This is a genomic window from Rhizobium sp. P2_G9, from assembly GCF_056403475.1.
Map to the genome: position 1 here is coordinate 1 of NZ_JBFUFK010000069.1, position 15102 is coordinate 15102.

Below are 15102 nucleotides of genomic sequence, written 5' to 3' on the forward strand. Positions count from 1 at the left end.
AAACCCGCCGAACCAGAATAAGCAAACCCAAGCGTCGGGCCGGGAGAACTATAAGCCTGACGACTTCAACCGCTCCAACCGCCCGGTGCGGACCCGCATGCCGGGTGGTGTGGGAGGGGCGGAGCTGATTGGCTCCCCCCTATCCCGATTATGGGCACCATCGAGCAGGGGCCCCATGAGCGAGCTTCACAGAATTATCGTCGATCCCGAGATATGCGGCGGCCGTCCGATTATTCGCGGCYTGCGCATTCGCGTGAAGGACGTTCTCGATCTCCCGGCAGGCGCCTCGCGGGCGGAGATTCTCGAAGACTACTCATTGCTGGAACCAGAGGACATCGCGGCGGTGCTGAAATATGCGGCCATATGAATGACCTCTCGTCCCATATATCGCGTGATACGGTTTCTCATTGATGCTGATCGTTCGACGCGCCTGCTTGGGCGTCAAGAGGCTCCGACGCGGCCAGTGTAATCCAGCAAGCAGCTGGACGCTTTGATGAGCATAGCGTTGCGTAGAGTTGATGGTGGATCCTTCGAGGCCCAATTCCGCTTCGCGTCATTGGGCACCTCAGGATGAGGGGAGATTGGGGCACCGCGATGCCAAAAGCGCCCCTGTGAGCGACAGAAGATTGGGGCACCAGCGCTGCCCCATACTCCTTCACCCTGAGGCACTTTTTCGGCGCAACCGGAAAAGCCTCGAAGGGGCCGTTCCAAGCACAAAACCAAGCCCAATGGCCATCAGAACGGTCTGACATCTCCGGGCTTGTCATCGCGGATGTGGTCATCCTCTTCCGGCCGCTCTTCCTCGAACTTTGGTTCCTGCCGCAATGCAGGCTTCGGTTCCGAGACGCCCCTATGATCCGGCTGCACCGGCTCCGAAACTGCGACCTCTTCCGAAGCCACAGTCTCCTCCGTCTTGGTCTGCTCAGCAGCTGTCGCGGTCTCCGGCTCCACACCTCTAACCGGCGCCACCACAGGTTCCGCCTTCGCCACGACCGGCTGCTCCTCCCGCATTGGCGTCCACTTCTCGAGCTGCCTTGCCCAGAATCCCTCCCAGGCCCGGCCAAGCCGCGTCTTGTGGTCCGGGAACGGCGCCAGCAGTGCAAACAACAGGCCCAGCACCGCCGGCGAAAAGTCGAGCGCCAGTTGTAGCGCAATATAGCCCATCAGGCTGCCGGCATAGGAGACCACGGCCCAGAACGGCCGGAGCGGCACGAAGACCGGCACGTCGTTGGCGGCCTGCGCCTGCTGCAGCGGCGTCGGCGGTGTTTCCTGCGTGCCATGGAACAGGCGATCGACGAAGGGAATGGTCTCGATGCGGTTTTCGACCGGAATACGGAATTCCGGGCTCGATTTGCGCACATCGATGTCCTTCTCGGCGCTGGTCGCGGCCTCCTCGACGGAATCGATCAGCGTGTTGATCTGGTTGAGAATGACGTCCTTCTTGGCGAGCGTGCAGGCCGACCAGCCGGAGAAGAAGGCGTCGGAATTCACTGTGGCGCGCGTCTCGCGCACGAAGGTCTTCACGCTCGGCAGCGCCGAGGAATTGTCCGTCTCGACGATCTTCTTGCGGATATTGTCGGCTTCGGCGGCGAGTTCCGGCTGGATATCCTCGATCTTGCCTTCGGGCTTGCGGATATGGGCGCGCAACTGCTCGATCTGCGCCTTGATATCCTGGTTGGCGTTCTTGCGGATATTGACGATGTTGAGGATTGTCGCGGTGCGCGCCGCCGAGTCCGTGTAGAACCGCCAGAGAGAGCCCCTGCCGGCGCCGCAGCCCTGGCCCGTGGTCTGCTCGCTGACCGCCGCGGCCTGCAGCTGGTTCGACATATATTGCAGCGCGCCCGACAGGCGGTTGGCCTCGACCGCGCGGATGCCGTCGACGCGCCGCTCATAAGCGTCGAGCACATCGGAATACCAGAGATTATGGGCGCGGATGCCTTCCGTGCCGCCGACGCCGATAATGCCGAACACGGTGTGAATGGCGAGCGTCATCGGCACCAGCACGATAAGGCCGACGACATAGCCGAAGATGCGCGAGATCATGAAGCGCGCCAGGCGGATGCGCAGGAAGACGAAATTCCAGCCAGCCCAGATGATCAGCGCCGCCAATGCCGAAAGGCCGATCGGAACACCATATTGGATGAGCGGCGGATCGAGCGGGTCGACGATTTCATGGTGGAAACCGATCGCCGTGGTGGCGAACGAGCCGACCATGGCCGCGCCGGTGACGAAGGATGCGATCTGGTACCAGCCCTGCGATGGCAGGCTGTTGAGCTCGGCCTTGCGGCGGGCATTGGCGGCGCGTAGGGCGAGATATTCGGCGCGTTCCTCGGGTGTCATGCCGTCCAGCCGGCGCGATGGTGCGAACCAGCTGACGAAGGCTTTGTAGAGCAGCAGGAATATGCCGGTGAAGATCAGCCAGATCTGCCATTCCGCGACAGCAGCACCCTGTCCTTTGATGGTATTGTAGATGGCAAGCGCCGCCGCGAAGCCGCCGGCATAGATGCCGAGTGTCGCCAGCGCATTGAGAAGGCGCATTTCACCCCAGCGCAGCCAGAGGCCGGCCGACAGGCCAGCCAGGCAGACGATCATCAGGATGATTTCGGGGCCTGACAACGGCGTCGCAAGGCTCAGCACATGCCAGGCGACGAAAATGCCGATGACGAATGCTGAAATCGCGTAGATGACGCCATGCCAGGCGGCCAGGAACCGTCTCGCCTGCTCGAAAAATGCCTTCATCGAAACCCCCCAGTTTCGCAATTCCTTGTTCGGCGGTGCAGTGCCGAATCTTTCGACTTTTCCGGCCTATTGCGCGAGAATGCAAGCAGATTTGCGGGTCCCTCTTCGTCCGTTCGTCAAATTTCAACGATGGCGAGAAATTTCGTCTGTGATGACAGAATAAGGCCCGATGGATTAACGTCGAAGCAGTACGTTCGTCTTTGCAACGCTCGTGGGACCGCGTTGGGGCATCGACCCGCAGGAGAGGGAAATGAGCTACACCGAAACTGAAACGACATCCTGGTTTTCGCGTATCAAGAATGCACTGATCGGCATCCCGATCGGCATCGTGCTGATTCTTGGCTGCATCTGGCTGCTGTTCTGGAACGAAGGCCGGGCGATCGAGACCTATCGCGCGCTGGTCGAAGGCGCCGGCCTTGTCGTTTCCATCGACAGCGCCAAGGTCGATGCGACTAACAACGGCAAGCTGGTGCATATTTCCGGCGCCGTGACGCCGAACGGCCAGGCCGCCGATCCCGATTTCGGCGTTACCGCCGACGGCGCCATCGCCGTCAGGCGTGACGTCCAGATGTATCAATGGATCCAGGAATCGCAGAGCCATACCGAGAAGAATCTCGGCGGCAGCGAAACGACCACGACGACCTATTCCTATAAGAAGGAATGGCGGTCGAGCCATGTCGACTCCTCCGACTTCAAGCAGGGCGGCCACGACAATCCCGATTTCGCCGTCAATGATGCGACGACGCCGGTCCAGAAGGCCACGGTCGGCGCCTTTTCCATGAATGGCGACACGGTCGCCGATCTTGGTGATGCGACGCAGATCAAGCTTGCCGCCACCGATGTCAGCCGTATCGCCGGCAATATCTCGACCGACCGGCCGGCCAAGCTCAACCAGGGCGAGGTCTATCTCGGCAATTCGGTGACCTCGCCGCAGATCGGCGACATGAAGATCCGCTTCGAGCGCATCGACCTCAAGCAGGCGAGCTTCGTCGGCAAGCAGATCGATGACACGCTCGGCCCCTATACCAGTTCGAATGGCCGCGACATCTTCCTCAGGGCTCCCGGCACCAAGGATGCAGCGGCGATGTTCAAGCAGGCGCAGGACGAGAACACGATGATCACCTGGCTGATCCGTGCCGGCGGCCTGATTGGCCTGTTCATCGGTTTCAAGCTCTGCATGGCGATCTTCAGTATCCTGGGCGACCTGATCCCGTTCATCGGTTCGCTAATCGGCGGCGGCACGAGCATTCTCGCGCTGATCTTCACCCTCGTGCTGGGACCGGTCGTCATCGCCATCGGCTGGTTCGCCTATCGGCCGCTGCTGTCGATCGCCATCATCGCCGTCGGCGTCGCACTCGCGGTCGGCTTTGCCTTCTTGCGGCGCAAGCCGGCGGCAAGCGCCTCGCCGCAGCTTGGCCGCGCCACCTGACATCAAGCCATAAGGCCGGCGCCAAGCCGGCCTTCTCTTTTGGGAGACAAAGATGTTCTTTCTCGGCAAGTCCGCCTGGATCGTGCTGCAGCCACTGTCGCTCGCCTTCTTTCTGGTGGCTTTCGCGCTGCTGCTCACACTCCTCGGCCGCAGGTTTTTCGCATTCCTGTTCACGCTTCTCGGTGCCGCGGTCCTGTTCGCTACCCTCTTCACCTCGACCGGCGCCTGGGCATTGCAGACACTGGAGGCGCGTTACCCGCGTCCCGACCTGCCGGCACAAGTCCCCTGTATGATCGTGCTCGGCGGCGCTTTTGATCTCGAAGTCACAGCGGGCCGGGGCGGCATGGAGTTTAACCAGTCCGCCGACCGCTTCATCGAGGCCGCAAGACTGGCGCGGCTGCATCCTGAGACAAAGATCCTTGTCTCCGGCGGCGACGGCTCCTTCTCCGGCGATTATAAGGGTGATGCCGAACTGGCCGGCGATTTCTTCTCCGCCATGGGCGTCGATCCGACAAGGCTGATCAAGGACACGGCCTCGCGCAACACCGAGGAGAATGTTTCCGAGACCAAGGCGCTTGCCGATCAGAATGGCCTCAAGAGCTGCCTGCTGATCACTTCCGCCTATCACATGCCGCGCGCCAAGGCGCTGTTCGACAAGGCCGGTCTCGAGGTCATCCCCTGGCCGTCGGACTACCGGTCGAGCGGCAAGGTTGAGCTGGGTCTGGATTTCACCCAGCCAACGCTCAACGGCCAGCTCGCATCGACCGCGGCCCGTGAATGGCTGGCGCTGGCTGTCGCGCATTGGACAGGTGAGACCGCGACTTATGTGCCGTAAGCTTCGAGATCGCCACGTGATTATTCCGGGACGACAGAGCGGAGAAGCATGCTGATAGGTCGTCGACGGTGTTTTGGTCGAGCCAAACGGTAACTGCGTCCTGCTCATCGGTCCAGCGCAAGAGCGGTTGCCGCCGATGACCCTTTGCGCTGAGATGGAGCTCACAACGATGTCGCATCAAAATCGTTGACAATCATCGGCGCCATCCTTCCCATATCGGCATGGGCAGGGGGCGGGCATGACGATTCTCGAATTTCTTGATTATGCCGCGATCGCACTTTTCGCCGGCACCGGCGCATTGTCTGCAAGCCGCAAGCAGCTGGATCTCATCGGCTTCGTCTTCCTCGCTGCCGTCACCGGCATCGGCGGCGGCACGCTGCGCGATGTCGTGCTCGGCGCGCTGCCGGTGTTCTGGGTAAAGAATCCGGATTATCTCCTCGTCTGCGCCGCCGCCGGCGTGCTCGTCTATTTTACCGCCCATTTCTTCGAATCGCGCTATCGCGTGCTGCTTTGGCTCGACGCCATCGGCATGGCGGCCTATGCGGCGCTCGGCGCGGGCAAGGGGCTGGCGATGACGGGGTCGCCCGTGGTGGCGATCGTCACCGGCATGCTGACGGCGACCTTCGGTGGAATTTTACGCGATATCGTCGCCGGCGAGCCCTCGGTACTGCTGCGGCCCGAAATCTATGTTTCTGCTGCCATGGCGGGCTCGGCCGTGTTCACGATCGCCCATGCACTCGGTTTCAGCCAGATCACCTGCTTTCTGCTCGCAAGCCTCACGGCTTTTCTCATTCGCGGCGGAGCGTTGCGCTATGGCTGGTGCTTTCCAGTCTACAAGGCACGACCTGGCCGGCACCCGGACGACGTCATGTAGCCGTCCTCGGCTGCTGGGGCCGGTATTGGAAAGAGAGGGCGATTGGAATTCGTGCGGGTCGAAGACCCTCAGCCCTTCTTCTCGCGCAGGCGGATGACCACGTCGACATGCGCAATTTCCATACCCTCCGGCGGTTCCGGCAGGTTGGCGATGGAAATATTGCTGAGCGGGATGTCGAGCACCTCGTTACGGCCCTCGACGAAGAAATGGTGATGGTCGGAAATATTGGTGTCGAAATAGGTCCGGCTGCCTTCGACGGCAAGCACGCGGATCATATGCGCTTCGGTGAATTGGTGCAGGGTGTTGTAGACCGTGGCGAGCGACACGTCGATACCGGCTTCCGCAGCTTCCTCGTGCAGTTCCTCGACGGTCAGGTGCCGGTCGCCCTTGGCGAATAGCAGCGACGCCAGGGCGACGCGCTGTCGTGTCGGGCGCAAACCTGCCTGCCGCAAACGCGCTTCAGTCGATGCCGAATGATGACCGGCCATAAATGCCAAGCTCCGATCCCGTGAAAAATAGGAGTATTTTTGTCAACGATATATAGACCTGGGGCTTGCCTTTCAACAGATTTTCATTGCAAGGCCTTTTCGACGCATTGGAAAACGGCGATTTAAGTTGGCTTTTTACCGGCGCATCCTATATTGCGGCTGCAAGTCCGCGCTCGGGCGTGCTGAGAGCGGCCCGAAGTGTCTGAGTTTAAAAAACAGGGGGAACGCCGTTTATGGCCGTGCAGAAGTCGAGTTATACCTATGAGGATCTCCTGACCTGTGCTCACGGCGAATTGTTCGGCCCGGGCAATGCACAACTGCCGCTTCCCCCTATGCTGATGGTCCACCGCATCAGCGACATTTCCGAAACCGGCGGCGCTTTCGACAAGGGCTATCTCCGCGCCGAATATGACGTTCGCCCCGACGACTGGTATTTCCCCTGCCATTTCGAAGGCAATCCGATCATGCCCGGTTGCCTGGGCCTTGACGGCATGTGGCAGTTGACGGGCTTCTTCCTCGGCTGGCTCGGCGAGGAAGGCCGTGGCATGGCGCTCTCCACCGGCGAGGTCAAGTTCAAGGGCATGGTCCGCCCGAACACCAAGCTGCTCGAATATGGCATCGACTTCAAGCGCGTCATGCGCGGCCGTCTGGTCCTGGGCATCGCTGACGGCTGGCTGAAGGCTGACGGGGAAACCATCTATCAGGCGACGGACCTCAAGGTCGGCCTCTCGAAGGAAAAGGCGGCTTGAGCGTTTCGCTTGGGCCAATCCGCCAACTTATTGAAGGTCTGAAATCATGAGACGTGTCGTTGTCACCGGCCTTGGGATCGTGTCGTCCATCGGCAACAATGCCGCCGAGGTGACGGAATCCCTGCGCAACGCGAAATCCGGCATTTCCTTCTCGCCCGATTTTGCCGAGCACGGCTTCAAGTGCCAGGTCTGGGGCGCCCCCAATCTTGACCTGACCGGCATGGTCGACCGGCGCGCCACGCGCTTCCTGTCGACCGCCGGCCAGTGGAACCACGTCTCCATGCTGCAGGCGATCGCCGATTCCGGCCTCGAGGAGAAGGATATCTCCAACGAGCGCACCGGCATCATCATGGGTTCCGGCGGCCCATCGACCCGCCAGATCGTCGAGGCTGCGGATATCACCCGCCAGAACACCTCGCCGAAGCGCATCGGTCCGTTCGCCGTGCCGAAGGCCATGTCCTCGACCGCATCGGCGACGCTCGCCACCTGGTTCAAGATTCACGGTGTCAACTATTCGATCTCGTCGGCCTGCTCGACCTCGGCGCATTGCATCGGCAATGCCGCGGAAATGATCCAATGGGGCAAGCAGGACGTGATGTTCGCCGGCGGCCATGAGGATCTGGACTGGACCATGTCCAACCTGTTCGACGCCATGGGCGCGATGTCGACCAAGTATAACGACACGCCGACGATCGCTTCGCGCGCCTATGATGCCAACCGTGACGGCTTCGTCATTGCCGGCGGTGCCGGCGTCGTCATCCTCGAAGAGCTGGAGCACGCCAAGGCGCGCGGCGCCAAGATCTATTGCGAACTCACCGGCTATGGCGCGACCTCTGATGGCTACGACATGGTGGCGCCGTCGGGCGAGGGCGCCAAGCGCTGCATGAAGATGGCGATTTCGACCATCAAGAACAAGGTCGACTACGTCAACACCCACGGCACCTCGACGCCGGTGGGCGACAGCAAGGAAATCGGCGCGATCCGCGAAGTGTTCGGCGCAGAGATGCCGAATATCCAGTCGACCAAGTCGCTGACCGGCCATTCGCTGGGCGCTGCCGGCGTGCAGGAAGCGATCTATTCGATCCTTTCGATGCAGAACCGCTTCATCGGCGAGAGCGCCCATATCGAAACGCTCGATCCGGAATTCGAGGGCGTGCCGATCGTCCGCAAGCGCATCGACGACGCAAAGATCGATGTCGCGCTGTCGAATTCCTTCGGCTTCGGCGGCACCAACGCCACGCTGGTCTTTGAACGTTTCAACGGGTGACGCTCTCGATGACGGGTATGATGCACGGAAAACGCGGCCTGATCATGGGCGTGGCCAACAACCATTCCATCGCCTGGGGCATTGCCAAGGCGCTCGCGGCTCAAGGCGCCGAACTCGCCTTCACTTATCAGGGCGAGGCGCTGGGCAAGCGCGTCAAGCCGCTCGCCCAGGAAGTCGGGTCGGATTTTCTGCTTGAATGTGATGTCGAGGACCTCGCATCGGTCGATGCGCTCTTCGCCCATATTGGCGAGCGCTGGGGCACGCTCGATTTCWTCGTCCATGCCATCGGCTTCTCCGACAAGAACGAGCTCAAGGGCCTCTACGCCGACACCACGCGCGACAATTTCGTCCGCACCATGGTGATCTCCTGCTTCTCGTTCACCGAGATCGCCAAGCGCGCCGCCGGCCTGATGAGCCATGGCGGGTCGATGCTGACGCTGACCTATGGCGGTTCGGTGCGGATCATGCCCAACTATAACGTCATGGGTGTCGCCAAGGCCGCGCTCGAAGCCTCGGTCCGCTATCTGGCGGGGGATTACGGCCCACGTGGAATCCGCGTCAACGCCATCTCTGCCGGTCCGATCCGCACACTTGCCGGCGCCGGCATTTCCGATGCGCGCGCCATGCTCAACTGGCAGCAGAAGAATTCGCCGATGCGACGCACGGTGACGATCGAGGATGTCGGCAACTCGGCCGTCTATCTGCTGTCGGACCTGTCGCGCGGTGTCACCGGCGAAATTCACTACGTCGATTCCGGCTACAACATCACCTCGATGCCGGCGCTCGAAACGCTGGGCCGCGCTGATCAGGAGTAAATAGAAATAACATAGCCCGGCCTGAACCCCGAGGCCGGGCTATGGAGCGGCTCTTTTAGAGAGTGGCGCTCGAATAAGAGCTGCAAGTGGTCCGCCCGCCTTCGATCCGACGGGAAGCGGCCTACCGGGAGGGGACAGGCAGCTTTCCGCCGGGGCACTTGCAGCGCTCGACCGGAAACGCGTTACTTACCGTCAATACCGATCAAGCCTTGGGAGACTGCGATGCCGATGGCATGCAGCCTGTTGCGCGCGCCGAGCTTGCGTTCGGCGCTGTTGAGAATGCTGTCGACTTCTGTTTCATCCGTCTTCAACTCGCCGCTGATTTCACCCAGCCGGAAGCCGTTGGCGACAAGCTTGAGGCAGGCGATCTCCTCATGCGTAAGGTCGAGCTTGGCTTGAGCCGCACCCAATCTCGTCTTTCTCTGGATCATCATCACGCCGTTCAAATTCAGGTTCATGCAGGGCTCCTGCGATTGCCGGTGTCCTTGGAGAGTTCACTTGAGGCTGTCGCGATGACGAAATCGGCCGTGCCCCCAATCATCGCTTGGGAGTGGCTCGCAAACACCTCATTCGGATGGCGCTGATGTAGTTTAAAACTTGGGCAATTGCATTGACAGCGCGCGCCAAGAATTCTGAATTGATGCTAAACTTAAAGCGATTGAAATCTGGAATAATCGACTTTTGCGCCGCGACATCGTTGTGAAACAATGAAATGCCTAGATCGCGGCCTTGCGATAGTCGCGGGGCGTCTTGCCGAACCATCTCATCGTCGAGCGGGTGAAGGCGCTTGCGGCGGAATAGCCGAGCCGCAAGGCGATCTCGGCGGCGCTGAGTTCGGTCTCGGTCAGCAGCTTTCCCGCCAGGCTGCGCCGGACGTCGTCGCGAAGATCATTGAGGCTTGTGCCGGTTTCGGCGAGCCGGCGCTGCAGGGTGCGTTCTGAGACACGGAAATAATCGGCGGCCTCCGAGAGGTTGATATCGTTCTCGGCAATGCGCGTCAGCAGGAATTCACGCAGGTCCTCGGCGAAGTCGTCGCCTTCGGAACGCTCCGGTCGCAGGCTGCGGCATTGCAGATCCATCAGCCGGAACAGCCTGTCGTCGCCGCGCGGATTGGTGACGAAATAGAGTTCGGGCGGCAGTCTCAGGCTGTTCATACGGCGCGAGAAATTGATTTTCTTGGAAATTTTCTCGCGGTAGACGGCAATATTCTTCGGCTTCAACCTTTCCAGGCCGACCTCGATACTGTCGATGTCTGGCCCCAATATGCCGCGGAGCCGCTGCATGATCAGCCCGATGACCATGTCGACATACTGGTCGCGCTTGACGAGCAGCGGTGAATAGGAGAACTGAAGTTCTGCCCCGTGGTTGTCGACCTTGAACCGCGCGAAACTCTTGTCGGAGACATATTGCTGGTGATCGCCGAGGAAGCGGAAGAAATCCAGCGCCGTCGGCGCGCTCATCAGGCCATAGCCATAGGGACCGCTTGCCCCCGGCTGGAAATGGTCGATGGTTTTCAGGCCAAAAGCCTCGTCGCCGGTGATCAGTGCGCAGGTCTCGAACAGGCGGCAAAGACGGTCGAGGCTGATTCGGCCGGTGAGATCTGAAAAGGTCGCTGGATCGAGCCCGAGCGCCTTGCAAATTGGTACAATGTCAATTCCGTAACGCGCTGCGGATTCACCGATCGCCGAAGCGAGCCCCGACGGCGTCAGATATTTGTCCACTTCGGTCTGACGCTGCTCGACCATTGGCGTCCAAAGTTAAATAAATGGCATGAAATGATAATCTATCGAAGGGTTTTGGCCTTGTCCATCACGAGCAGCCGGCAAGTCGCAAAAGTTACGGTTTTAACAAATGAGATGTTATAGCAATAACAGACGTTTACGCGTTTCACGCGTTCCAGGCTTTGATGTTACAATGCAATGAAAGCAACGGCACAAGCCGATCCGGATGGGCTCCGATCCGAAACAGAGACTGTGTCATGCCGGAGCCTCATGACAGGCTTGCGCTCAGAGCTTGCCGAAAAGAACCTTGTAACGGGCGTTGCGAGCCACTTCGTTGCTGGTCTTGAATAGCTCGCCGAGAACTGGCTCGTAGGGCAGGCCGCGGTTGGCGACCAGCAGCAGTTCTCCGCCCGGCCGGAGCGCGCTTGCCGCCGTCTTTATCATCGCCTGTCCGAGCTGCGGCTCCGCAGCATGGCCTTCGTGGAAGGGCGGGTTCATGATGATGAGGTCGTAACGATGCTTGACCGCCTCGCGTGCAAGATCATGCCAGAAATAGCGGGCGCTGAGCGCAGGCGCGCCTGCGTCGAGATTACGCCGGGCGGTCTGCAATGCCGCATGGTCGGCCTCGTAGAGATCGATGCCCTCGATACCGGGAGAGGCCTGATAAAGTGCATCGGCGAGAAATCCCCAGCCGGCGCCGAAATCCGCCGCGAGCTTGGTAAAACCCTTCGGCAGGTAACGGGCAAGGAAAACGGAACCGGGATCGGCTTCGCCGTGTGAAAACATGCCCGGCGCCGTGGCAAAGCGATCGAGGATTGTTGCCTCCGGCTGGGTGAAGGCGGCGATGACCGCATCGGCGTCGTTTGGCTGTGCAAACCAGAAAGCCTGCGCATGATATTTTGCCAGATGCTCGGTCTCTATGCCGAGGGCGGCAACGCGCTTGCGCAACGATTGTACACCGTCCTCCTTGGCGCCCGCAACGACGATCCGGCCGCCCGGCCGCGTCCTGCGCACGGCGTCGGCGAGATAGTTCTCGCTGGCGCCGCGATGGCGGCTCATGAGCACGAGTGTCATGTCATAGCCATCGCCTTCGGCAAATGGCTGTGCTTCCACGCCGCGCTTGACCAGAGCGTTGTAGAGCGGCTTGAAGCCTTGCACGGCGGTGATTGCGGCGTCGAAGCCTTCCGGCAGGTCGTAGCCTGTTTCCGCGCCGAGAAAGAGGACGCGTTCGTCCTTGGCCGGCGGCGTCAGCACGTCGGTGACGAAGGGGTGGAAAAGGGTTTTGACGGCGTCGCGGCTCATACGATCGGTTCTTTCGGCTTGACTATATAAAAAAGGCGCGGGCTACCCCGCGCCTCGATATCACGAAAAGCAAGCGCGCTTATTCAGCGGCGTCTTCGCTTTCCTTCTTCTGCACGATTTCCTTGCCGGTCGCCTGGTCGATAATCTTCATCGAGAGGCGCACCTTGCCGCGCTCGTCGAAGCCGAGCAGCTTGACCCAGACCTTCTGGCCTTCCTTGACGACATCGCCGGTCTTGGCGACGCGTTCGGACGCGAGTTGGGAGATGTGCACGAGGCCATCGCGCGGGCCGAAGAAGTTCACGAAGGCGCCGAAATCGGCGATCTTGACGACCGTGCCTTCATAGATCTGGCCGACTTCCGGCTCGGCGACGATCGAATGGATCCACTTGCGCGCCGCTTCGATCTCCTTGGCGGAGGAAGAGGCGATCTTGACGGTGCCGTCGTCTTCGATGTTGATCTTGGCGCCGGTCTTTTCGACGATCTCGCGGATCACCTTGCCGCCCGAACCGATGACTTCGCGGATCTTGTCGACCGGGATGTTCATCGTTTCGATGCGCGGGGCGAATTCGCCGAGCTGGCCGCGGCTCTCGGAGATCGCCTTGGCCATTTCGCCGAGGATGTGGATACGACCACCCTTGGCCTGCTTGAGCGCGATGCCCATGATCTCTTCGGTGATGCCCTCGATCTTGATGTCCATCTGCAGCGAGGTGACGCCCATCTCGGTGCCGGCCACCTTGAAGTCCATGTCGCCGAGATGGTCTTCATCGCCAAGAATGTCGGACAGAACGGCGAAACGATCGTCTTCCTTGATCAGGCCCATGGCGATGCCCGCCACCGGACGCGCCAGCGGCACGCCGGCATCCATCAGCGACAGCGAAGTGCCGCAGACGGTCGCCATCGAAGACGAGCCGTTGGATTCGGTGATTTCCGAGACGACGCGCAGCGTGTAGGGGAAGGATTCCGCGTTCGGCAGCATCGGATGGATGGCGCGCCAGGCAAGCTTGCCGTGGCCGATTTCGCGGCGGCCCGGCGAACCCATGCGGCCCGTTTCACCGACCGAGTAGGGCGGGAAATTATAGTGCAGCATGAAGGTTTCTTTGTACATGCCGGTCAGGCTGTCGACGAACTGCTCGTCTTCGCCGGTGCCGAGCGTGGCGACGACGATCGCCTGCGTCTCGCCGCGGGTGAACAGCGCCGAACCATGGGTGCGCGGCAGGATGCCGACTTCGGCGACGATCGGGCGAACGGTTTCGAGGTCGCGGCCGTCGATGCGGCTCTTGGTGTCGAGGATGTTCCAGCGGACGATCTTCGCCTGCAATTCCTTGAACACGGCGCCGATCACATCGGCCGGATATTTCGAATTGCCTTCGGCGTCGATGAAATGCGCCTTGACCTTGGCCTTGACGGCGTCGACGGCGGCGTAGCGGACGGCCTTTTCAGTGTTCTTGTAGGCGGCACGGAGCTCTTCTTCCGAGATCTTCAGCATTTCGGCTTCGAGTTCGGAATGGTCCGGCGCGGTAAAGTCGCGCGGCTCCTTGGCGGCTGCCTCGGCGAGCTGGATGATCGCGTCGATCACCGGCTGGAAACCACGATGGCCGAACATGACGGCGCCGAGCATGGTCTCTTCGTTGAGTTCCTTGGCTTCGGACTCGACCATCAGCACGGCTTCGGACGTGCCGGCGACGACGAGATCGAGCGAGGACTCGTCCATCTCGTCGAGATGCGGGTTGAGCACGTATTCGCCATTGATATAGCCGACGCGAGCGCCGCCGATCGGACCCATGAACGGCACGCCGGAAAGCGTCAGCGCCGCAGACGTGGCGACCATGGAGAGCACGTCCGGATCGTTTTCGAGGTCATGCTGCATGACGGTGACGACGACCTGGGTGTCGTTCTTGTAGCCGTCGGGGAAGAGCGGGCGGATCGGACGGTCGATCAGGCGGGAGACGAGCGTTTCCTTCTCGCTCGGGCGGCCTTCGCGCTTGAAATAGCCGCCGGGGATCTTGCCGGCGGCATAGGTCTTTTCCTGGTAGTTGACGGTCAGCGGGAAGAAATCCTGGCCGGGCTTCGGCTCCTTGGCGGAGACGACGGTGGCGAGGACCACGGTCTCGCCATAGGTGGCCAGAACGGCGCCGTCAGCCTGCCGGGCAATCTTGCCGGTTTCCAGGATGAGCGGGCGTCCGGCCCATTCGATTTCGATCTTGTGGGTTTGAAACATATAGTTTGTCCTTTGTGCGCGGAGCCGCGGCCAAGAAGCACGATCGTCCGCTTTATTGTGCACATCACGGGCAAGACAGCGGGATGTTTCGGTCATCAGCCGGCCGGCTGGCAAACATCCTGCAATCCTGCCCCATGATGGGCTGGATGACATATCCTGGAGCAACGGCCCTCCGGTCTCCAGGGTTCCGGATTGTTCCGGATGCGAAAACGGCCGGGAAGCAGGCTCCCCGGCCGGAGAATATTAGCGGCGAATGCCGAGAGCACCGATCAGCTTGGTGTAACGGGGCTCGTCCTTCTTCTTGAGATAGTCAAGAAGCGAACGGCGGCTCGACACCATCTTCAACAGGCCACGACGAGAATGGTTATCCTTCTTGTGGTCCTTGAAGTGGCCGGTCAGGTTGTTGATCCGCTCGGTGAGCAGCGCCACCTGGACTTCCGGCGAACCGGTGTCACCTTCGACGGTGGCATACAGCTTGATGAGTTCAGCCTTGCGCTCTGCAGTGATCGACATCGGACAAATCCTTTCGTTTTTATTGGATTTTGAGACGCCCAGGGCCGGGATGTCGTCCAGCGCTGGCCAGTGATAGCAACGACGGATCGTTAGCTGGCGCGGCCTATAAACGAATTTGATGGAAAAGGGAAGGGGGAGGGGTTCTGTGGCGG

Annotated in this window: 14 protein-coding genes; 7 read left to right on the forward strand and 7 right to left on the reverse strand. The window is 60.8% G+C overall.

Features of this window, described 5'->3' with window-relative positions; all coding sequences use genetic code 11:
* Window positions 1-367: DUF433 domain-containing protein (locus tag AC1DYF_RS36320; RefSeq protein ID WP_477883265.1), on the forward strand; the 367-nt coding region annotated here is incomplete at its 5' end.
* Between the two features lie 368 nt (window positions 368-735).
* Here AC1DYF_RS36320 and AC1DYF_RS36325 read toward each other — a convergent pair.
* Window positions 736-2739, reverse strand: a complete 2004-nt coding sequence (locus AC1DYF_RS36325; RefSeq protein ID WP_477883267.1) for an MFS transporter — start codon at window positions 2737-2739, stop codon at window positions 736-738.
* A 250-nt stretch (window positions 2740-2989) separates the two neighbouring features.
* Between AC1DYF_RS36325 and AC1DYF_RS36330 the strand changes: the two genes are divergently transcribed.
* The 3 genes from AC1DYF_RS36330 (at window position 2990) to AC1DYF_RS36340 (ending at window position 5877) form a co-directional block, all read left to right on the forward strand.
* Window positions 2990-4168, forward strand: coding sequence for a TMEM43 family protein (locus tag AC1DYF_RS36330; protein ID WP_477883268.1), 1179 nt, complete (start codon window positions 2990-2992; stop codon window positions 4166-4168).
* A 52-nt stretch (window positions 4169-4220) separates the two neighbouring features.
* Window positions 4221-5003, forward strand: coding sequence for a YdcF family protein (locus AC1DYF_RS36335; RefSeq protein ID WP_477883270.1), 783 nt, complete (start codon window positions 4221-4223; stop codon window positions 5001-5003).
* A 238-nt stretch (window positions 5004-5241) separates the two neighbouring features.
* Entirely contained in the window at window positions 5242-5877 is a 636-nt protein-coding gene (locus AC1DYF_RS36340; protein WP_477883272.1) for a trimeric intracellular cation channel family protein, read from the forward strand.
* A 68-nt stretch (window positions 5878-5945) separates the two neighbouring features.
* On the opposite strand, the gene irrA is transcribed toward AC1DYF_RS36340, so the two are convergent.
* Window positions 5946-6365, reverse strand: coding sequence for an iron response transcriptional regulator IrrA (irrA, locus tag AC1DYF_RS36345; RefSeq protein ID WP_477883274.1), 420 nt, complete (start codon window positions 6363-6365; stop codon window positions 5946-5948).
* A gap of 233 nt (window positions 6366-6598) precedes the next feature.
* On the opposite strand from irrA, the gene fabA reads away from it, so the two are divergent.
* Genes fabA through fabI form a run of 3 tightly spaced genes read left to right on the forward strand, consistent with a single transcriptional unit; the run spans window position 6599 to window position 9196 of the window.
* A complete protein-coding gene (gene fabA, locus AC1DYF_RS36350) occupies window positions 6599-7114 on the forward strand; it encodes a 3-hydroxyacyl-[acyl-carrier-protein] dehydratase FabA (protein WP_477883276.1) in 516 nt (171 codons plus the stop codon).
* 46 nt (window positions 7115-7160) lie between these two features.
* On the forward strand, window positions 7161-8381 hold the full coding sequence (fabB, locus tag AC1DYF_RS36355; RefSeq protein ID WP_477883278.1) for a beta-ketoacyl-ACP synthase I: 1221 nt from the start codon (window positions 7161-7163) through the stop codon (window positions 8379-8381).
* Between the two features lie 8 nt (window positions 8382-8389).
* Entirely contained in the window at window positions 8390-9196 is an 807-nt protein-coding gene (fabI, locus tag AC1DYF_RS36360; RefSeq protein ID WP_477883280.1) for an enoyl-ACP reductase FabI, read from the forward strand.
* Window positions 9197-9378: 182 nt separating this feature from the next.
* Here fabI and AC1DYF_RS36365 read toward each other — a convergent pair whose 3' ends face one another.
* The 5 genes from AC1DYF_RS36365 to rpsO form a co-directional block, all read right to left on the reverse strand.
* Window positions 9379-9654, reverse strand: a complete 276-nt coding sequence (locus AC1DYF_RS36365; protein WP_477883282.1) for a LuxR C-terminal-related transcriptional regulator — start codon at window positions 9652-9654, stop codon at window positions 9379-9381.
* Between the two features lie 258 nt (window positions 9655-9912).
* A complete protein-coding gene (locus AC1DYF_RS36370) occupies window positions 9913-10941 on the reverse strand; it encodes a helix-turn-helix domain-containing protein (protein WP_477883283.1) in 1029 nt (342 codons plus the stop codon).
* Window positions 10942-11202: 261 nt separating this feature from the next.
* Entirely contained in the window at window positions 11203-12219 is a 1017-nt protein-coding gene (locus tag AC1DYF_RS36375) for a class I SAM-dependent methyltransferase (protein ID WP_477883285.1), read from the reverse strand.
* Window positions 12220-12298: 79 nt separating this feature from the next.
* Window positions 12299-14437, reverse strand: coding sequence for a polyribonucleotide nucleotidyltransferase (gene pnp, locus AC1DYF_RS36380; RefSeq protein WP_477883286.1), 2139 nt, complete (start codon window positions 14435-14437; stop codon window positions 12299-12301).
* Window positions 14438-14680: 243 nt separating this feature from the next.
* On the reverse strand, window positions 14681-14950 hold the full coding sequence (gene rpsO, locus AC1DYF_RS36385) for a 30S ribosomal protein S15 (RefSeq protein WP_477883288.1): 270 nt from the start codon (window positions 14948-14950) through the stop codon (window positions 14681-14683).
* Between the last annotated feature and the right edge of the window lie 152 nt (window positions 14951-15102).